This window comes from Enterococcus sp. AMC1157 (genome assembly GCF_058216555.1).
Map to the genome: position 1 here is coordinate 2,238,232 of NZ_CM177099.1, position 20,039 is coordinate 2,258,270.

Consider the following 20,039-nt stretch of genomic DNA (forward strand, 5'->3'; position numbering starts at 1 on the left):
GTAATGAAGAAAAAAGCTCTTATTGGGTTAGTAACAGTTGCTGGGTTATCATTGACTCTAGCGGCATGTGGCGGCGGTAACGGCGGCACGGACACAAGTGGTGGCGCAAATGGTGGTTCTGGAGAAGCTGGAACGGAACTAAACTTTAGCCCACGTGTATCAAATACAGCAGAAGCAATTGAAGGTCAAACGTTAGAGATCGCTCAAGTTTCAAACAGTGATTTTCCAGGGATTTTTTCTAATGCGTTCTATTCAATCAGTATTGATATGGATTTCTTTGCTCCAGCTAATGAATCATTGTTCTTATTCGACGAAGATTTACGCATCATTGATGGAGGAGCTGCATCCATTGAATTTGATGAAGAAAATAAACAAGTACGCGTGACATTAAATGATGGCATAAAATGGAACGACGGCGAAGATGTAACGGCAGATGATTTAATCTTCCCATATGAAGTAATTGGACATGCGGATTATTCTGGTGTTCGTTATGATGGCGGTAAGAGAAACATCGTAGGTATGGAAGAATACCATGCAGGCGAAGCAGACACTATTTCAGGTATTGAAAAAGTAAATGACAAAGAAATCGTTATTACATTTAAAGAATTTGTTCCTTCAATGTTACAAGGTGGCGGACCTGTATTGAGTTACGCTATGCCTAAACATACTTTTGAAGGTATTGAAGTAAAAGATATGGAAGCTTCTGATCCAGTACGTAAGAACCCAGTTACATTTGGACCGTACTCTATCGAAAGTATTGTTCCGGGTGAATCTGTTTCTTATGTGCCAAATGAATTCTACTATGGTGAAACTCCAAAATTAGATAAAATCGTTATGACAAAAGTTCCAGTTTCACAAGCAGTAGCTTCAATCAATTCTAAAGGGTATGATATTTACAATGGTATGCCTACAGCTGAATATACTTCATGGCAAGATGCTGAAGGATATGAAGTAATTGGACAACTAGATAACGCATATAACTATATTGCTTTCAAATTAGGTCATTTTGATACAGAAGAAAACAAAAACGTAATGGATCCTGATGCGAAAATGGGTAACAACTTAGTCCGTCAAGCAATTGGTTATGCAATCGATAACGATACAATTGCTCAAAGACTTTACAATGGTTTACAACAAGGTGCAAATTCACTAATCGTTCCAGTATTCGGTAATTTACATGATGCTGATTTTGCAGGTTTCACTTATGATCCTGAAAAAGCAAACGAATTATTAGATGAAGCTGGTTATGTTGATGTGAACGATGATGGTATCCGTGAAGATGCAGATGGTAATGAATTCACTATTAACTTCGCTTTCCGTGATGGTGGAGATACAGCGCAAGCATTGGCTGAGTATTACATCCAACAATGGGAAGAAGTTGGCTTGAATGTTGAACTAGCTACGGGTCGTCTAATCGAAGTAAATGCCTTCTACGAACAGTTACAAAATGACGAAGGTGATATCGATATGTACCAAGCTGGCTGGGGAACTGGTTTTGACCCTAACCAAGAAGGTCTGTATGGCGAATTGGCTCAATTCAATATGACTCGTTATGTATCTGAGAAAAACACTGAGTTAATCAATAAAATGTCATCCGAAGATGCTTTTGATGCCGATAAAGCAAAAGAAATTTACAGCGAATGGCAACAATATGCATTTGAACAAGCGTTTGTTATCCCAACAACTTATTCTTATGCAGTATTACCAGTACATGAACGTGTAGTTGGTTATGATGTTTCATTTGATGTAGACCACGAAGTATATGCTACTGTGGGTGTATCTGCTGAATCTCGTTAATCAATCCAATTAACTCTGAACCGCTAGCCTTGAGCTAGCGGTTTTTGGCTCTTTGTCAAATAGTGTTGTTTAGCAATATCCATATAATTAAGAAGGACGTCTGTTCCTTCTTTTTTTGTTATTTAATTTTCAAGATAGTTTCATCTAACCCTATGCATTTTACTGAATATCCAGTACACCTTGTTGAATAAGGATGCGTTTTCGGAGATGTTTAAATGTACGAAATCCAAAGGCAATCCGTTGAATGACTTTAATTAAATTGTTTTTCCCTTCTAATTTTCCATTTGAGTACGACTGAGTAAAAGATAAGGTAATCGCTTTTCGATGTCTTTTTAAATACTGTAGTGACTTGATAAACGGCTTTTCTAATGAAGAAGGAAGATGGTCAATGAGTCTAAAAAACTCAGAGGCATTGCGCTCTTCAAAGGCATCTAATAAGTCTTGATACACGTCATAAGAAACTTTAAGAATAGGATCGATCGTTAATAAATAATCGACTACTTCGGACTCTGTGACATATTTTTGACGAAACAACGGAAATTGTTTGAGATGTTCATAGCCTAGTTTCTTATGTTTTTTTAGAAGTTGTTTCCAATATTTTTTTAGCTTTCGATAGTTTCGCCCCTCTTTAGAATCTTTCGGGTTTAATCGATTTTGAGTGCGAATGCGTTGTTGATTAAAGGCACGACTAATTTGTTGGATAATATGAAAATGATCAATGAGTATTTTGGCATTTGGGAAAACTTTGGGAACCATGGAAGCATAGGCTGCGTTCATATCCATAACGACATGTTGGACACCTTGTCTTGCTTTTAAAGAAAAACGTTGAAAGAAAGCAATTAACTTAAAGTTACGGCGGTCATCTAGAATATCAATGATTTTGCCTGTTTCGGCGTCACTAAAAATAAAACACATCTTTCCTTCACAGTCTCTGGTTCCTTTAAATTCATCAATTAAAAGATGCTTCGGTAAATAATTTTTATTTGCTTGATAGTCATGATAAAAGGAATCTAACACACGTTCGACCGTTTTAAAAGAAACAAAATACCGAGCGGCAATGTCTTTCATTGAAATCTTTTTCTTTAAGTCCACGGCAATAGCGAACTTCAGCGATTGAGAAATATAACAATTTTTGGCCACATAATAGGTTTGAGCTGAAAATGTTTGATGGCATTTCTTACATAAAAAACGTTGCTTGAAGAGTCTTAAAATCGTCGGTACTTCTTGAAAAGGAAGTAACTGAATATCTGATGGTTTCGGTGAATGTTTGATAATAGTTGTTCCGTCATTCACTGCACCACAACACTCGCATGCTTTGGGAGTATAGGTTAATACACCATAGAAAACGTTGGTTAGTCTGTCTTTCACTCTTTCTTTTTGATATGCTTGAGTAGAAAAGAAAAGATGAGAGTCTTTGATATTTAATAATTGTTTAAAGGTTTGGTCTAGCTTTTCATCCTTGAATTTGATATCTTTATAGCAGAGCATTTGTTTTCCTCCTTTAATTGGTTGTCCGACTTAATTATAAGGGAAACAGATGCTTTTTTGTTATTCAAAGAAAAAAGGTGTTCCTACTAATTTCTTAGTAACAACACCGAATATTATAGACCCCGGTTTTTTGGCATTAAAGGAAGTATAGCTTTTCAAGAAACGAATCGCAGGTTATCATTTTTCATTTGTGTATGAAGAATAAAAGCTATTGCTATACATTTAAAAATCTAAATCAAAAAACTGACAAAAAAAAACTCCAAAAACTCAGGTATTGTGTGAGAACACAATGAGTTTCTTGTAAAGAGGTTCAGCAATATCTGTTCTTTGTGGACAAATGGATGAAAAGTTTGTCAGTGCTTTTTATAATCACGCGAATTGTAAAATTAAGTTAGAAAAATAAAAAAGCCATTTATGGTACACTCAAATTGTATTTCCGACCAAAGAAAACAAAGGAGTGTAAACCATAAATGACCTACAAACATCTTACCATAGACGAACTGACTATGATAGAATCTTATTTTCTTCAAGGGACTAAACCGACTGATATTGCCAAACGAATGAAACGCGCTATTCAAACGATTTATACGGTCGTTAATCAATTTAAATTAGGCAAGACAGCACTTGATTATTGGTATCAGTATAAAGAAAATAAGAAAAAATGTGGTAGAAAAGTCATTCAATTACCTGCTCATGAAGTGGATTACATTAAAGAGAAAGTTTCTCTTGGTTGGACGCCTGACACCATTATTGGGCGTCAAGAATTAACTATTTCATGTGGTATGAGAACACTCTACCGTTTGTTTTCTAAAGGAATATTTGATGTTGAAACACTACCTATGAAAGGGAAAAGAAAACCTAATGGCCATCAGGAAAAACGTGGAAAACAACAGTTTAAGCGTTCAATCCATAATCGACTTGATAATTATCCAGATTTCAATTCTGAATTCGGTCACCTTGAAGGTGATACAATTGTTGGCGTTCATCATAAAAGTGCCGTCATTACTTTGGTTGAAAGATTATCTAAAGTAATTATCACGATTAAACCTAACGGCCGTAAGGCATCAGATATTGAAACTGCCCTTAACTGTTGGTTTTCTCGCTTTCCTAAAAACTTCTTTAAATCCATTACCTTTGACTGTGGAAAAGAATTTTCTAACTGGAAAACTGTCAGTAATCAGCATGATATTGCTATTTATTTTGCTGATCCTGGAACACCTTCTCAACGTCCATTAAACGAGAATTCCAACGGGATTCTACGTCGTAACGGATTACCAAAATCAATGGATTTTAGAGAAGTCGACCAACCATTTATTTCAAGCGTCAGCAATCAACGTAATCATATTCCAAGAAAATCCTTGAATTACAAAACACCTATCGAAGTATTTTTGAGCTATGTACAAGAAGCATTTTATTCTAACTTAATTTGACAAATCATATCAATAAAAAAGATTTACCAAGGAATTTATGACAATCATTTCCTAATTGGACAAAAAACAGTATAATGAAACAGTGTGAATAATTAATAAAGGAATGGAACGAATGGATAATCAGTTAATCATCGAATTAAAAGAGAAATTTACTATTGTTTTCCATGATGTCAGTTTGTTGGAACAGGCATTTACCCATTCATCTTATGTGAATGAGCATCGAAACTTACAACTATCAGACAACGAACGATTGGAATTTTTAGGAGATGCCGTATTAGAACTTTTAGTGTCACGTTTTTTGTATAATAAATTTCCAGATGTACCTGAAGGAAAGCTAACCAAATTACGTGCTGCCATTGTTCGAGAAGATAGTTTAGCTAAATTTGCCAAAGAATGTCATTTTGATCAATACATTCGTCTTGGTAAAGGGGAAGAGAACTCAGGTGGACGTAACCGTCCGTCGTTATTGTGTGATTTGTTTGAATCTTTTTTGGGTGCCTTGTATTTAGATCAAGGTTTAAAAGCAGTTCATAATTTCTTAACACGCATTATCTTTCCTAAAATTGAAGCAGGTGCTTTTTCACATGAGATGGATCATAAAACGAAGTTGCAGGAAGTTTTGCAACAATCAGGAGATGTCTTGATTGACTATCGTTTAGTGAAAGAAGAAGGGCCTGCCCATGAGCGCCTATTTTGGACAGAAGTTCATTGTGACGGCGTGTTGATTGGTCAAGGACATGGAAAATCAAAAAAATTAGCAGAGCAAGCAGCCGCTGCAGATGCTTTGTTAAATCTTGAAAAGTAAGTGAGGAAGGCAAGTGTACTTAAAACGAATTGAAATAGCTGGTTTCAAGTCTTTTGCTGATCGAACCGTTATTGATTTTGAAAATAGTGTAACTGGAATCGTTGGACCTAATGGTAGTGGTAAAAGTAATATTACCGAGGCAATTCGTTGGGTCTTAGGGGAACAATCTGCAAAAAATTTACGTGGTGGCAAAATGCCAGATATTATTTTTGCGGGATCAGATTCTAGAAGAGCGCTGAATATTGCCGAAGTAACCGTAATTTTAGACAATACCGATCAGTATTTGCCTGTCGAATATAGCGAAATAAGTGTAACTAGACGATTACGTCGAACAGGGGAAAGTGATTTTTTCCTCAATAAACAAGCGTGTCGTTTAAGAGACATTCAAGAATTATTTATGGACTCTGGTCTTGGGAAAGAGTCCTTTTCTATTATTTCTCAAGGAAAAGTAGAAGCGATTTTTAGTAGCAAACCAGAAGATCGCCGTGGGATTTTTGAAGAAGCTGCAGGTGTATTAAAATACAAGCAGCGTAAGAAACAAGCAGAGCAAAAATTATTTGAAACCGAAGATAATTTGAGTCGTGTGCAAGATATTGTATACGAATTAGAAGATCAATTAGCTCCTTTAGCAGAACAAAGCAAAACTGCTCAATTATACTTAGATTTAAAAGAGAACTTCACACAAATTGATGTGGCGTATACTGTGGCAGAAATGAAAGAAGCTAAAGGAATTTGGGATGAAACCCAAGAAACCTTAGAGGAAATGGATCAGCAACTAGAAAAAATTGCTCAAACTATTCATAAAGAAGAAAAACAATTACAAATTTGGCGTTTAAATCGCAGTGATTTGGATCAAGAGCTAGAGGAAGGCAATCAAAAACATTTACGTTTGGTAGAAGCTTTGAAACAAGCCGAGGGTCAACGTGAAGTTTTATTAGAGCGCTCTAAACATACGCAAAAAAGTAGCCAAGAATATCAAGATAATTTAGAAGAAGTTGCTCAAAAAGTTAGTGAGTTAGAAGAAGAAAAAACAGAACTAATTCAAGAGCTTTCTCAGAAAAATAGACAAGTTCAAGAGCTTGAAAAGCAAATTTCTGAAACAGAAAGAGAATTAGCTAAATACCAAAAAACCACAAAAGAACTGATAGAGGAACTTCGCGGGCAGTATGTTGATTATATGCAAGAGCAAGCCAATACTGGGAATGATCTAAAGTATTTGGAACGACAACATCAACAAGAAATGGCAAAAAATCAAAACGCCTTAGATAAACAAAACAAGGTGACCGAAGAAGCAACTGAAAAAGAACAGGAATATGCTGAAATCAGCGAGGCGTTAAAAGCAGAACAACAAAAATTAGCCGCTCAAAGAACAAACTATGTACAAACACAAGAGAAGGCTAAAAATAATCAGCAGCATTTTATTGATGCTCAAAAGAAAATGTATCAATTGATGAATGACTTACAACAAGTTAAAGCTCGTCAAAAAAGTTTGCAGGATATTCAAGAAAATTATACAGGATTTTACCAAGGTGTCCGTTTAGTTTTGCAACAGAAAGAACAATTGACGGGAATTGTTGGTGCCGTAGCTGAATTAGTGGATGTACCTCAAGAGTATACCTTAGCCATTGAAACAGCTTTAGGTGGTGCTGCTCAACATATCGTAGTAGAGGATGAAAGTGATGCACGAAATGGGATTACTTTTCTAAAAGACCGTCGTGGAGGAAGAGCAACTTTCTTACCTTTAACCACAATCAAACCACGAGTATTATCAGCAGCAGTACGTCAACAAGCCCAACAAGTCGATGGTTTTTTAGGGATGGCTAGCGAATTAGTTGTTTTCCCTGAAAAAGTTGCCAATATCGCTGAAAACTTATTAGGAACGACTCTTATTACTAAAGACTTGAGCAGCGCTAATCAATTGGCTCGAGCAATTCAATATCGTTATCGCGTGGTTTCTTTAGAAGGAGACGTAATGAATGCCGGTGGTTCTATGACTGGTGGTGCGACTAAACGTGGCAATCAAGGGAATTTATTTGGACAAACCAATGAATTGCAATTGTTAAAAGAACAAGCTGAAAAGCTAGATCAACGCTTAAAAGCAACTGAAAAACAAGTGCAACAATTTGAATCAGCGGCCAAAGAAGCCCAAGTAGCTTTAGAAAGCCTACGCCATTCTGGAGAAGCGGCTCGTATGAAAGAGCAAGAACTAGCCAACAGACAACAACATTTACAAGTGGAACTAGATCGCTTGCGAAAAGAGCAACAGCTTTTTGCCTATGAAAATCGTGAAGTCCAATCTTTCTTGGAAGAATATCAAGAACAAAAAGAAGAAATTCAAGAGAAACAAAAACAAGTGGAAGAAATGTTGAAAAAAATCAATCAAGAAATTCAACAGCTAGATGCTGAAGGGGATTTGATTGAAGAAAAACGCCAAAGCTTAGGACAAGCATTAAGTCGTTTACAAGCAGAATTTGCCGTAAATAAAGAACAGGTTGCCCACTTGCAACAAAGGATTGCAACCATTAGTCAATCGGAAACTGAACAACTTCGTCGCAAAGAATCACTGGAACGTCAACTATCCGCCTTATCCATGGACTTTTCTGATCATGAAATGACGGAGGAAGCTTTAGATAAGCAAGTGACAGAATTGAGTGAACGCAAAGAAGCCATTCGACAAGAACTACAAGAAACACGAGAAGAACGTTATCGTTTACAGCAGGCTATTGCTCGTAAAGACGAAGAATTAAGTCAATTAAATGTGCAACAAAAAGAAACTTTGGCGCATAAAACAAAAGTTGAAGTAGAAAAAAATCGAGCGGAAGTCTTATTAGATAATCGCTTGAATTATTTACAAGAAGAATATCATCTAACTTTTGAAGCCGCAGAAGCTAGTTATATAGAAGTGGAAAAAACAGAGGAAATTAAAGCTGAGATTCAAGGGTTGCGTCGTCGAATTGAAGCATTGGGACCAGTCAATTTAAATGCAATCGAACTTTATAAGCAAGTTAAAGAGCGTCACAATTTTTTAACCAGCCAACGGGATGATTTATTAGCAGCTAAAACTCAGTTGTTTGATACGATGTCCGAAATGGATGAAGAAGTAAAAACACGTTTCAAAGAAGTTTTTGAAGGCATTCGTCAGAAATTTAAAGTTGTGTTTCCAAATATGTTCGGTGGGGGTCGAGCGGAATTAATTTTAACTGATCCTACAGATTTATTAAATACCGGGATTGAAATTGAAGCTCAACCACCAGGTAAAAAACTACAAAATTTAAGTCTTTTATCCGGTGGAGAAAGAGCGTTAACCGCGATTGCTTTATTGTTCTCGATTATTCAAGTTCGTCCAGTGCCTTTCTGTGTTCTGGATGAAGTTGAGGCAGCATTGGATGAAGCCAATGTCTTACGTTTTGGTCATTATTTAAGAAGTTTCCAAAATGATACTCAATTTATTGTCGTGACTCATCGTAAAGGAACAATGGAGGCGGCTAACGTTTTATATGGCGTTACCATGGAAGAATCTGGGGTATCGAAAACTGTTTCGGTACGCTTAGAAGAAGTTTCTGAAGAAGGTAAAATTACTGTTAGTTAGACACAAAAAGTAAAATAAATGAGGGGTAGAACATGATTAAACTTATTGCTATTGATTTAGATGGAACGTTGTTAGACAACCAAAAACGAATTTCTGCTCGCAATAAATTGGCTTTAAAACAAGTCAAAGAGAAAGGAATTAAAATTGTTTTATGTACAGGTCGTCCCTTACGTGCGATTGAGCCCTTTTTAGAAGAATTAGATTTACTAAATGAGGGAGATTTTAGTATTACCTTTAATGGTGGACTAGTTCAAAAAAATGATACTGGTGAGGTAATAGAGCGAGCAGCATTGAATGTTGCGGATATCCATACCTTAGTGGATTTAGCGAAAGAGTTAGATTTACCAATGGATGTGTTGTCTCAAGATACAGTAATTATTTTAAATCCCTCTGAAAAACATTTGACACTTTATCCTGAAATGTCCCCTTTATTAAACCGTGAAGAAGGAATTGCTTCCGAATTAGTTGAAGGACGTTTGTATAACAAAGTAGTTGTGGCCTACCATCCAGAATATTTGGATCAACAAATTCAAAAAATTCCTGATGTGATTAAGGAAGCTTACGAAGTTATTAAGACCCGAGAAAATTTACTAGAATTTATGCCAAAAGGAATTACCAAAGCGTATGGAATTTCTTTATTGGCAAAAGATTTAGGAATTACTGTGGATGAAGTAATGTGTATCGGTGATGAAGAAAATGATTTACCGATGATTGAATATGCTGGTATCGGTGTGGCAATGGCAAATGCGATTCCAAGAGTGAAAGAGATAGCGGATGTCGTAACGGCTTCCAATGAAGAAGATGGCGTGGCACAAGTAATCGAAAAATATGTGCTACAATAAAAAAAGAGCAACAAAGTATTCTTGAAAAGGAGTGAGATGATGGGCTTATTCGATAAAATCAAAAGTGCTTTTATGAAAGAAAAGCAAGAAGAAGTTCAAGAACAAGAAGTACTTGAAGAATTAGAAAAAACCGAAGCCGAAGAAGAGCTTCTTGAAACAACAGATGAAATAGTTGAAGATGCAGAAGAAGTCGTAACGGATTGGTATAGTGAGAAAATAACAGGTGAGTTACCAGAGGAAGAAATTATCACACCCATTGTTGAAACAACACCAGTAGCGGAAGTTTCTCAAGAAAAATACGAAAAAGGCTTAGAGAAAACTCGTAAAACGTTTAAAGATCGGATGAACGAGTTGTTTGCTAACTTCCGTTCAGTAGATGAAGATTTCTTTGAAGAAGTAGAAGAAGCTTTAATCAGTGCCGATGTCGGTTTTGAAACATCTATGCGAATTGCCGATGAATTGAGACAAGAAGTAAAATTACGTAATGCCAAGAAACCTGCTGCTGTTCAAAATGCAATCATTGAAAAATTGGTTGATTTGTACGAAGAAGAGGGGCAAGATGAAGTCAATGACTTAAACTTGCAAGCCAATGGACTAAGTGTCTTTCTTTTTGTAGGTGTAAATGGTGTAGGTAAAACAACTAGTATTGGTAAATTAGCCAATCAATACCGTTTAGAAGGTAAAAAAGTTTTATTAGCCGCAGCCGATACTTTCCGTGCCGGAGCGATCGATCAGTTAGTAGTCTGGGGTAATCGAGCAGGTGTAGAAGTTGTTCGAGGCAATGCTGGTGGGGATCCAGCAGCTGTTGTATTTGATGCAATGCAACGTGCAACTGAAGAACAAGCAGATGTTCTTTTGGTGGATACAGCTGGTCGTTTGCAAAATAAAGTCCATTTAATGAATGAGTTGGATAAAATTAAACGAGTGATTCAACGAGTGAATCCATCTGCTCCCCATGAAGTATTGTTAGTGGTCGATGCAACAACTGGACAAAATGCGATGACTCAAGCCAAACAATTTAAAGAAACCACTGATGTGACGGGATTAGTTTTAACCAAACTAGACGGAACAGCCAAAGGTGGGATTGTCTTAGCTATTCGAAACGAACTTCATTTACCAGTCAAGCTTGTGGGTCTGGGCGAAGGCATCAATGATTTACAACCATTTAATCCCAATGATTTTGTGGTCGGTTTGTTCAAAGAGTTATTACAAGAAGAATAAGATTGAAACCTTTGCCCCTTTGATTTGTTCAAAATGGCGAAGGTTTTTTTGAAATTAAATCCTTCTAGCATTCGAAAACAGTGAACTAAGAAAATTAAGTTCATTTATCCTTAAAGAAAGGTTATGATAGTACAGTAGTGATTAATTATCACACATACCAATAAGTATCATTACAAACAAGGGAAATGAATCATACCAATCAAAGGAGCGAATGAATAGTGGAAAGAACAGTTGGAACGGTGACGAGAGGCTTGCGTTGTCCGATTATCAATCAAGGCGATGATATTCAAGCAATTGTAGTTGAAAGTGTTTTAAATGCAGCACAAGCGGAAGGATTTACCATTCAAGATCAAGATATTGTCGCTGTAACAGAGTCGATTGTTGCACGTGCGCAAGGAAATTACGCTAGTGTGGACCAAATTGCAAGTGACGTGAAAAATAAATTTGATGAGGCGACAGTTGGAGTGATCTTTCCGATTTTAAGTCGTAATCGATTTTCGAATATTTTAAAGGGAATTGCTCGTGGTGCGAAAAAAATCGTGCTAATGTTAAGCTATCCCTCTGATGAGGTAGGGAATCATTTAATTTCTTTAGATGATTTAGATGAAAAAGGAGTTAATCCTTGGACAGATGAATTGACGGAAAGTGAGTTTAGAAAATTATTTGGCTATAATAAGCATCGTTTTACTGGTGTTGATTATATTGAATATTACAAAGAGTTAATTACCTCAGAAGGAACAGATTGCGAAGTTATTTTTTCTCAAAAACCAAAATCAATTTTAAAACACACGAAAAATGTCTTGACGTGTGATATTCATACACGCTATCGAACAAAGCGTATTTTAGAAAGTAATGGGGCAGAGAAAGTCTATACGTTAGATGATATTCTTTCAGAGACTGTTGATGGGAGCGGTTATAATGAGCAGTATGGACTTCTAGGTTCGAATAAATCGACAGAAGAAGGGGTAAAACTATTTCCTCGTGACTGCCAACCCGTAGTTGATGGAATTCAAGAACGTTTGCTAGAAGCCACAGGTAAAAATATTGAAGTCATGGTCTATGGGGATGGTGCCTTCAAAGATCCTGTAGGGAAAATTTGGGAACTAGCAGATCCAGTAGTTTCACCCGCATATACGGCAGGTTTAGACGGTACGCCTAACGAAGTGAAATTAAAATATTTAGCAGACAATAATTTTTCTGGCTTACGAGGAGCAGAATTAGAGGAAGCGATTAAGAAACACATCAACGAAAAAGAACCGGATTTAACAGGGGCGATGGAAGCGCAAGGAACCACTCCTCGTCAATTAACAGATTTGATTGGTTCATTAGCGGATTTAACTTCTGGTAGTGGCGACAAAGGAACACCGATTGTTTTCATTCAGGGGTATTTCGATAACTTTACGAAATAAAAAAATGTCTTCGGAATGAAGCGACCCTCAAAAGTTAGACAAAAAAATCTAACTTTTGGAGGTCGTTTTTTTATTAATAGGACACTTATCCAAGAGTTAACAGATATGTGGTTAAGTGTTTGAGATTGGATTTGTTTTCTAAAGTCGTAACCAAGTATTTACGTACTTTTCAACTAAAGAGGTATCCATAAATTTTTCAGAGATAGTTGCATAGTCATCTCCAGCAGTATGTCGTTGTAAAAAGCCTTGTTCATTGATACGGAAGCGCTCATCAAGACTAGCTGTGTCATCTGAAGCACCTTCAATTTTTCCAAAGAGCGTTACATAAGCAAGACCATCATCTCCTAAAGTCACGTTTGCATAAGCAAATTCTAAAGGATTTTCGATATCTAAAACGTCATTTAACTTATTCTTTACCGCTAAAGCCCAATCGATTGCTTGATCAGAAGTCAAATTTCTCGTATTTACAGAAGGTTCCTCGCTAGAAGATTCGATAGTTTCTACGGTACTATTGCTAGTAGACTCAGAAATTTCCAAACTTGATGATTCGGTACTATCTGTTGGATTTGAACTAGCAGATTCGCTTAGACTATCACTTGTTTCTGTTATAGTGGTTTCTTCTGGTGTTCTTCCAGAGGGTATTGTGTTTTTGCAGGCAACTAACAAGATACTTAAAACAAACAGACAACCCCAGATACTTATACGTTTCATTCGTAAACCCTCCAATAATTAATTACTTGTTTTCTCTATAGTAACAAACTTGTGTCAATAATTCATAGATAATTATTGACCTTTAATTGTTTTGTAAGCTTTTTCTTCTCTATTTTGACGATAAATGGTAAAGATTATAAAAAGAGAAAACGGAATAAATAATCCAAGGAGTACATCATCTAGAGACAAAAAGTAAGCAAATAACTTTGAATGTTTGATATAATACTTTTAATCATGATGCAAAAGAAGGGAATAATTATGAATATACAAGAAATCTTAAAAAATAAAGAACTTCACCCTTACTTGCTGAAAGTCCGTTATGGTTTGGAAAAAGAAAGCCAACGTGTAACTTTAGCTGGTGATTTGGTTCATACGGAATACCCAAAAACATTGGGAAATCGCTCCAATCATCCTTATATTCAAACGGATTTTGCGGAAACTCAAATGGAATTAATCACGCCAGTTACTGAGAGTATCCCGGAACTCTTTCGTTATTTAGCAGCCCTTCATGATGTCACTTATCGCTCAATGAATGAAGGCGAGATGTTGTGGCCATTAAGTATGCCACCTGCTTTACCTGAAAAAGACGAAGATATTAGAATTGCAAAATTGGATAATTTTGAAGATGTTTTGTATCGTCGTTATTTAGCAAAAACATATGGACGTCGTAAACAAATGGTCAGTGGGATTCATTTTAATTTTGAATTTGCTGATACCTTGATTCAAAAAATGTTTCAACTACAAACGGAAGAAACAGATTATTTAAAGTTTAAAACTGACCTATATTTAAAAGTTACTCGTAATTATCTGCATTATCGTTGGTTAGTGACTTATTTTTATGGAGCGACACCCTTAAGTGAAGCCAATTATTTTACCGATGAAGCACCTAAAGAACCCGTACGAAGCATCCGCAATAGTGATTTTGGATATAAAAACTTTGAAGATGTGGAAGTGACTTATGCCACAATCGAAGCTTATTTAGCAGATATTAATCATATGGTGGAGACAGGGAAACTTTCTGAGGAGAAAGAATTTTATGCACCAGTTCGTTTACGTGGTGGCAAAAAAGTTGCTGACCTAGCGGAGGCAGGGATTCGTTACATTGAATTACGCAATATTGATTTAAATCCATATGAACTTTATGGAATAAGTGAAGAGCAAGTAGAATTCTTACATGTGATGTTGCTATTTTTATTGTGGAAAGAAGAAGGTGCTGGGGCAGATGAATGGGTAGCAGAAGGAGACCAGAAGAATAATCTGGTTGCTTTGGAACATCCATTGAAAGCAACGGCTTATCAAAAAGAAGCGGAGTTATTTGTCAGCGAGTTAGAAGCTTTTATTCAAGAAATGGATTTATCCGTTTCAGAATCATTAATTCCTCACTTAAAAGAAATGATTGCTGACCCCGCAAAAACTTTAGCAGGAAGATTATATACCGAAAGTTTAGCTACTAGTCAAAAAGATGTGGCTATTACTCTAGGAAAACAATATTACCATCAAGCTTGGGAAAAGCCTTATCAATTAGCAGGTTTCCGTGGTATGGAATTATCTACTCAAATCTTATTATTTGATGCGATTCAAAAAGGAGTCGCAGTGGAAGTACTAGATGAAAGTGATCAATTTTTGAAGCTAAAAGCCAATGACAAAGTAGAGTATGTCAAAAATGCCAACATGACAAGTAAGGATAGCTACGTCGTTCCTTTAATTATGGCAAACAAGACAGTGACGAAAAAAGTTTTAGACAAAGCAGGCTTCCGAGTACCAGCTGGACGTGAATTTGATGAAATGAATTCTGCCTTGGCTGCTTATCCTGAATTCGCACAAATCGGTTTTGTGGTCAAACCTAAATCAACGAATTATGGCTTAGGGATTTCGATCTTTAAAGATGGTTCTTCTTTTGAAGATTACCAAGAAGCAGTCAAAATTGCATTTGCGGAAGATTCTTCGATTTTAGTAGAAGAATTTTTACCGGGAACCGAATACCGTTTTGTTGTTTTCAACGGAGAAACTAAGGCAATTATGCTAAGAGTTCCTGCCAATATAAAAGGCGATGGCATTCACACAATTGCCGAACTAGTTGCTAAGAAAAATGAAGATCCATTAAGAGGAACACATCACCGTTCACCATTAGAATTGATCCAACTTGGAAGCATCGAAAAACTTATGCTGAAAGAACAAGGCTATACCGTCGATGCTATTCCTGAAAAAGATGAAGTGGTGTATCTGCGAGAAAATTCTAATGTAAGTACAGGTGGCGACTCCATTGATGTGACGGAGGAAATTCCAGAAGCGTACAAAGCAATCGCATCCAAGGCTGTTGAAGCGATTGGAGCAGTGATTTGCGGGATAGATTTGATTATTCCAGATGTTTCTCGTCCGGCTAATGAAAAAGGTGCCTATGGAATTATTGAAGCTAATTTTAATCCAGCAATGCACATGCATATTTACCCTTATCAAGGTAAAAGCCGTCGTTTGACAATTGATGTGCTAGAGCTATTGTATCCAGGGATTACGAAATAGAATAGTATTGGAAAGAATACAGGTGCTCGTTCTTCGAAAAATTGAGAAAATGAAAGAATACAGGTGTTCGTTCTTCGAAAAAGCAGAAAAATCAAAGAACATTAGTCACAATAAAAACCGAGTAAAAAGGAGAGGTGTTACGCTCCTTTTTACTCGGTTTCTGTTTAGTCATTCATATCCATCGTTTGTTTTGTATCATCTACGTGTAAACCGGTCAATTGTTCCCACCAAAGTTTCATTTCTTTTTCGTAAGTGGTAGGGAAAATTTGGACAATCTCTAATAAAGAGCGATTTTGGATTTTTGCATAAGGATAATTTAGACGAAGATTATTTTTTAATTCAGTCAGTAAACTATAATATTGGAACATTAAGAAATTCATTTCTTCTGGATCGTCCTCTAATAAGACCTTTGGCGCGCGATCCAACATAAAACCAAAGCTACGCATCATAAACATAATTCCATCCAAATGTTCTGGTGCAATTAACGAGGTGTCCTTTAAAATATCGATATGAATATCTAGAGCTGTTACAAGTTCTTTCTTTAGGGCATTATAAGTTGGGGTTGTCATAGGTCTACTCCTCCTCGTTAATGAAACAGGTTGTGCCAAAAACCATTTTTTTCTTGAGTGTCGGACGGTTGATCAGAAGGACGGACAAATTTTTTCTCAATATCAATCGTTTCTTCATTTACAGCTTTTTTTGCTACTACCAGTAAACCAACGTTGTTCTTGTCATAAGGAATTTCTTGATTCACGACTGTAAAGGGTAACTTAGCATTCATAGCCACTTGGATGTAACTTGTTTGTAGAGATTCTGGTAAGCTACCATTAATTAAAATTGAGCTAGCAGGAAATTTTTCCAAAGCGCTAATCAATTGTTTTTTATTAGCTTCATTTTTCATTTGTTCAATCGTCATACTAAGTTGACAGCGTTCACGAAAGGTTCCTAAATATTTTCGTTGCTCATCAGGTTTCAATAAGGGGGTACCGTAGCGGCCTTTGTCTAGATGCTTTTGGATTTCATCGGTCATCTAACCACCTCCTAAAGGGATCTTTTCTTTTATTATAACATAGAAAAATCTTTCACATGAAGATAAACTGACTCAAAAAAAATAACTAGCGATGTTTTTCAACAAATTCTTCAATGGGTAATCGGAAATCTAAATAGTGGGTTTCTAATTCTTGGCGACTCCAATTCCACCATTCAATTTTTTGTAAGGCAGCAATAATATCTTCTTCAAATCGGTATTTAATGACCTTCGCTGGAACGCCACCAACAATGGCGTATGGCGGAATGTCTTTCGTAACCACTGCATTGGAAGCAATCACCGCACCGTTACCTACAGTTACACCAGATTGAATGACGACACCATGACCAATCCAAACATCATTTCCGATGGTAGTGATTTTCTTTTTACGATTTTCTAAAAAGGAACTATCTTTTGGCGCAAAACCATAACCTTCGCCATTGTAAGCAAATAGATGTTGACTAGGTCGTTCATAAGGATGATTTGTGGGACCGATTCTGACCATCGCAGCAATACTAATAAAACGCCCTAAATAACTGTTTTGGATAAAACAATATTGACCAGTATAAGTGTAGGCATCAATAAAACTGTTATCAATATGATTTTCTTCCCCAATTTCTACGTACTCACTAAGCTCTGTTACTTGAATTTGGCTGCCAGTTCCAATAATTGGATCTGGTGTTGGAAAATTTGTGATGGATAAGTGCATAGAGATTCCTCCTCTTATTTAAAGTTACTATTCACAGTTACTTTTTTAATCCATAAGCTACACTACACATCGAAGACTGCTTTTGTCGACCATGGGACCAACTGGAGCCTGTAGTCTCCAGTCTGTCAAGCTTCAAACTGTCACTAATCGCTGCGCTAAGTGACAGTACCAAGTAGGTATTTTTCATCATCTACTCTGTCTTGCTACGCTAGCCAATCGTAGTGATTCAAAACAGTTCACATTGACTCCTTTTCACGGTGACGACGCAGTTTTCGCTGTTTTGTTACGCTAGATAGCTTTCAAAATTTCTGTAGGTTAACTCATAAAGTGACGATATACGATAAAAATAATGACAGAAATGCGTGCAAAAGATAATGTTTGTCAATCAATTTTCAGCGTAACGAAGAGAGAGGCTTGTGTTGTAGCCACGTTAAGAATACAATGTGAACAGCCAATTGATTTACTGGGCGTGTGAAGCTTGAAAGCTCCAAGACTACAGGCTTGGAGCGGTTCCGGGCTGACCTAAGCAAGCATCTCTCGTAGTGAAGCATCAGGCTTACCGTGAATAGTAACTATTTAAAAGATAATTCGATGAATATTCTTACTTATAGGTATCATTCTACCGCATTTTTTTGTAATATTTAACTTAGAAGTGTTTTTTTATTTTAACTAACCTTGATTGTATGGAAATAGGAGGATTTTTTATGACTAGATTAAAAGCATTAGATCCACTTTCAGAAGAGGTTCAACATAAATTAACCATTAAAGGATTTATTTTTGAGACAAATGAAAAGCCTCAAGCAATTTTTGTACGCAGCTCAGAAGTATCCAATGATTTGATTACACCTGAATTGTTAGTTATTGCTCGTTCAGGAACGGGTGTTAACACAATTGATATTGATCAGTGTACTCAAAATGGTACAGTGATTTTTAATACGCCGGGAGTTAATGCGAATGCGGTAAAAGAATTAGTTTTATCGAATTTATTTTTAAGTGTACGCCCGCTCATTCAAGCTCGTCAGATGGTACAAACATTAAAAGATGAAGTAGATTTAGAAGAACCAGATAGTGTATTAAAGGCAGCTGAAGAGCGTCGTCGCCCCTTTATCGGCGAAGAATTAGCCGGTAAAACTGTTGGGATTTTAGGTTTAGGAGAAATTGGTGAGCGACTAGCTCAAGCCTGTCATCAATTAGGAATGGATGTTTTGGGTTACGCCCGCACACCTAGAGAGAAACAAACCTATTATACGCAAGTTTCAGAGTTAGAGGATTTGTTGAAACAGTCAGATTTTGTGGTTATTTTATTGCCGTTGAATAAACAGACAGAAAACATGATTGATGAAGCTGAATTTAAACAGATGAAAAAGAATGCTGTCTTATTAAATTTTGGTCGTGGTCCGATTGTGAATGATGAAGCAGTTATTGAAGCCCTAAATCAGGGAGAAATTTCAAGATATATTTCAGATTTCCCCACAGCAAAACTATTAGGGCATGATAAAATTCGTTTGTTTCCTCATATTGGTGGAAGCACAACCACTGCACTAACGGAAGGTGATCGCATTGCTTTAACTAGAATGGAACATTATTTATATGAGGGGACGATCGAAGAATCAGTTAATTATCCTCATGCCGAACAGCATTTTGGCGCCCCTTATCGTTTAGCAATTTTTTATCGGGATCAACCAGGTGGTTTTGCTAAAATTATTGAATTGGTGACTGATTCTACCGCAGAGATTGATAATTTAACCAGCGAACGGAAAGATGGTGTGGTCTATGCTTTAATTGATATGGAGAGTCAGCAAGCAACTATTTTAGAAAAACTAACAACGGAAATTGCTGACTTGAACCATGTCATTCGAGTGCGACTATTAAAAAATCCGAATATGCTAGATGGATAGGAGGGAAACTGAATGGAAATTCAAGTAAATGAAGCTTATGTTCTTGCAGAAAATCGCCAAATCGAAACCAAACGATTAATTTTACGTCCAGTAGTGTTGGAAGACGCAGAGGATATGTTTGCCTATGCTAGCGATGAAGAAACAACTAAATTTGTCTTTGAGCAGCATCGTAATTTAATGGAAACTAAAATTTCGATTGCCAATTATTTTATGAAAGAACCTTTAGGAAAATATGCCATTGAGTATAAAGAAAACCATCAAATGATTGGTACGGTAGATTTACGAGTGAATACCAATGCGGGATTAGGAGAATTGGGCTATACTTTAAGTAAGAACTACTGGGAAAAAGGCTTAATGCCAGAAGCTTGCGAAGTCTTGTTGCAACTCGGTTTTGAAAAATTACGACTCGTACGGATTGAAGCAATTCACGATTTACGGAATCATAAATCTGGACGTGTAATGGAAAAAATCGGCATGACCAAAGAATGTACTTTATATGATGCAAAAAAACTACGAGGAGAAGTAGTCGATCTTGTAAAATACAGTCTTTCTAACAAAGAGTGGCAACAAAGAAAAGCTCTTCAGTAGCAAGA

At 36.5% G+C, this 20,039-nt stretch carries 15 protein-coding genes; 10 read left to right on the forward strand and 5 right to left on the reverse strand.

Annotation, left to right across the window (positions count from 1 at the left end; translation table 11 throughout):
• Window positions 1-3 precede the first annotated feature (3 nt).
• Window positions 4-1,797, forward strand: a complete 1,794-nt coding sequence (locus AC4BBX_RS10895; RefSeq protein WP_490453845.1) for an oligopeptide ABC transporter substrate-binding protein — start codon at window positions 4-6, stop codon at window positions 1,795-1,797.
• A gap of 159 nt (window positions 1,798-1,956) precedes the next feature.
• Here AC4BBX_RS10895 and AC4BBX_RS10900 read toward each other — a convergent pair whose 3' ends face one another.
• Window positions 1,957-3,285, reverse strand: coding sequence for an ISL3 family transposase (locus AC4BBX_RS10900; RefSeq protein WP_490453846.1), 1,329 nt, complete (start codon window positions 3,283-3,285; stop codon window positions 1,957-1,959).
• Between the two features lie 470 nt (window positions 3,286-3,755).
• Between AC4BBX_RS10900 and AC4BBX_RS10905 the strand changes: the two genes are divergently transcribed.
• From AC4BBX_RS10905 to AC4BBX_RS10930, 6 genes are all read left to right on the forward strand, one after another.
• Window positions 3,756-4,715 (forward strand): IS30 family transposase, encoded by a 960-nt coding sequence (locus tag AC4BBX_RS10905; protein WP_490453847.1) that lies wholly within the window; start codon window positions 3,756-3,758, stop codon window positions 4,713-4,715.
• A gap of 112 nt (window positions 4,716-4,827) precedes the next feature.
• Entirely contained in the window at window positions 4,828-5,520 is a 693-nt protein-coding gene (gene rnc, locus AC4BBX_RS10910; RefSeq protein WP_490453848.1) for a ribonuclease III, read from the forward strand.
• A 13-nt stretch (window positions 5,521-5,533) separates the two neighbouring features.
• Entirely contained in the window at window positions 5,534-9,109 is a 3,576-nt protein-coding gene (gene smc, locus AC4BBX_RS10915; protein WP_490453849.1) for a chromosome segregation protein SMC, read from the forward strand.
• Window positions 9,110-9,141: 32 nt separating this feature from the next.
• A complete protein-coding gene (locus AC4BBX_RS10920) occupies window positions 9,142-9,951 on the forward strand; it encodes a Cof-type HAD-IIB family hydrolase (protein WP_490453850.1) in 810 nt (269 codons plus the stop codon).
• Window positions 9,952-9,990: 39 nt separating this feature from the next.
• The gene (gene ftsY / locus AC4BBX_RS10925; RefSeq protein WP_490455807.1) at window positions 9,991-11,172 is read left to right on the forward strand and encodes a signal recognition particle-docking protein FtsY; all 1,182 of its coding nucleotides are present in this window, start codon (window positions 9,991-9,993) and stop codon (window positions 11,170-11,172) included.
• A gap of 218 nt (window positions 11,173-11,390) precedes the next feature.
• Window positions 11,391-12,581: a coenzyme F420-0:L-glutamate ligase gene (locus tag AC4BBX_RS10930; RefSeq protein ID WP_490453851.1), complete on the forward strand. Its 1,191-nt coding sequence runs from the start codon at window positions 11,391-11,393 to the stop codon at window positions 12,579-12,581.
• Window positions 12,582-12,719: 138 nt separating this feature from the next.
• Here the strand turns inward: AC4BBX_RS10930 and AC4BBX_RS10935 are convergent, their stop codons facing one another.
• Window positions 12,720-13,292 carry a hypothetical protein gene (locus tag AC4BBX_RS10935; protein WP_490453852.1) on the reverse strand — a complete coding sequence of 191 codons (573 nt, stop codon included), beginning with the start codon at window positions 13,290-13,292 and terminating at the stop codon, window positions 12,720-12,722.
• Between the two features lie 258 nt (window positions 13,293-13,550).
• Between AC4BBX_RS10935 and gshAB the strand changes: the two genes are divergently transcribed.
• Entirely contained in the window at window positions 13,551-15,812 is a 2,262-nt protein-coding gene (gene gshAB, locus AC4BBX_RS10940; protein ID WP_490453853.1) for a bifunctional glutamate--cysteine ligase GshA/glutathione synthetase GshB, read from the forward strand.
• 164 nt (window positions 15,813-15,976) lie between these two features.
• On the opposite strand, the gene AC4BBX_RS10945 is transcribed toward gshAB, so the two are convergent.
• The 3 genes from AC4BBX_RS10945 to AC4BBX_RS10955 all read right to left on the reverse strand — a co-directional run bounded on the left by AC4BBX_RS10945 (window position 15,977) and on the right by AC4BBX_RS10955 (window position 17,548).
• A complete protein-coding gene (locus AC4BBX_RS10945) occupies window positions 15,977-16,381 on the reverse strand; it encodes a hypothetical protein (protein ID WP_490453854.1) in 405 nt (134 codons plus the stop codon).
• 17 nt (window positions 16,382-16,398) lie between these two features.
• A complete protein-coding gene (locus AC4BBX_RS10950) occupies window positions 16,399-16,842 on the reverse strand; it encodes a YueI family protein (protein ID WP_490453855.1) in 444 nt (147 codons plus the stop codon).
• A gap of 85 nt (window positions 16,843-16,927) precedes the next feature.
• Window positions 16,928-17,548: an LbetaH domain-containing protein gene (locus AC4BBX_RS10955; protein WP_490453856.1), complete on the reverse strand. Its 621-nt coding sequence runs from the start codon at window positions 17,546-17,548 to the stop codon at window positions 16,928-16,930.
• A 704-nt stretch (window positions 17,549-18,252) separates the two neighbouring features.
• On the opposite strand from AC4BBX_RS10955, the gene AC4BBX_RS10960 reads away from it, so the two are divergent.
• Together AC4BBX_RS10960 and AC4BBX_RS10965 are read left to right on the forward strand one after the other, a co-directional pair.
• A complete protein-coding gene (locus AC4BBX_RS10960) occupies window positions 18,253-19,446 on the forward strand; it encodes an NAD(P)-dependent oxidoreductase (RefSeq protein ID WP_490453857.1) in 1,194 nt (397 codons plus the stop codon).
• 12 nt (window positions 19,447-19,458) lie between these two features.
• Complete coding sequence (locus AC4BBX_RS10965) at window positions 19,459-20,034, forward strand: GNAT family N-acetyltransferase (RefSeq protein WP_490453858.1); 576 nt, start codon at window positions 19,459-19,461, stop codon at window positions 20,032-20,034.
• Window positions 20,035-20,039: the final 5 nt, after the last annotated feature.

Bases quoted from the DNA above. Each gene is read 5' to 3' on its own strand.
- AC4BBX_RS10965 (WP_490453858.1), top strand. From the start codon at position 19,459: ATGGAAATTCAAGTAAATGAAGCTTATGTTCTTGCAGAAAATCGCCAA.
- gshAB (WP_490453853.1), top strand. From the start codon at position 13,551: ATGAATATACAAGAAATCTTAAAAAATAAAGAACTTCACCCTTACTTG.
- AC4BBX_RS10920 (WP_490453850.1), top strand. From the start codon at position 9,142: ATGATTAAACTTATTGCTATTGATTTAGATGGAACGTTGTTAGACAAC.
- AC4BBX_RS10935 (WP_490453852.1), bottom strand. From the start codon at position 13,292: ATGAAACGTATAAGTATCTGGGGTTGTCTGTTTGTTTTAAGTATCTTG.
- AC4BBX_RS10895 (WP_490453845.1), top strand. From the start codon at position 4: ATGAAGAAAAAAGCTCTTATTGGGTTAGTAACAGTTGCTGGGTTATCA.
- AC4BBX_RS10905 (WP_490453847.1), top strand. From the start codon at position 3,756: ATGACCTACAAACATCTTACCATAGACGAACTGACTATGATAGAATCT.
- AC4BBX_RS10950 (WP_490453855.1), bottom strand. From the start codon at position 16,842: ATGACCGATGAAATCCAAAAGCATCTAGACAAAGGCCGCTACGGTACC.
- AC4BBX_RS10900 (WP_490453846.1), bottom strand. From the start codon at position 3,285: ATGCTCTGCTATAAAGATATCAAATTCAAGGATGAAAAGCTAGACCAA.
- AC4BBX_RS10945 (WP_490453854.1), bottom strand. From the start codon at position 16,381: ATGACAACCCCAACTTATAATGCCCTAAAGAAAGAACTTGTAACAGCT.
- AC4BBX_RS10955 (WP_490453856.1), bottom strand. From the start codon at position 17,548: ATGCACTTATCCATCACAAATTTTCCAACACCAGATCCAATTATTGGA.
- AC4BBX_RS10960 (WP_490453857.1), top strand. From the start codon at position 18,253: ATGACTAGATTAAAAGCATTAGATCCACTTTCAGAAGAGGTTCAACAT.
- rnc (WP_490453848.1), top strand. From the start codon at position 4,828: ATGGATAATCAGTTAATCATCGAATTAAAAGAGAAATTTACTATTGTT.
- ftsY (WP_490455807.1), top strand. From the start codon at position 9,991: ATGGGCTTATTCGATAAAATCAAAAGTGCTTTTATGAAAGAAAAGCAA.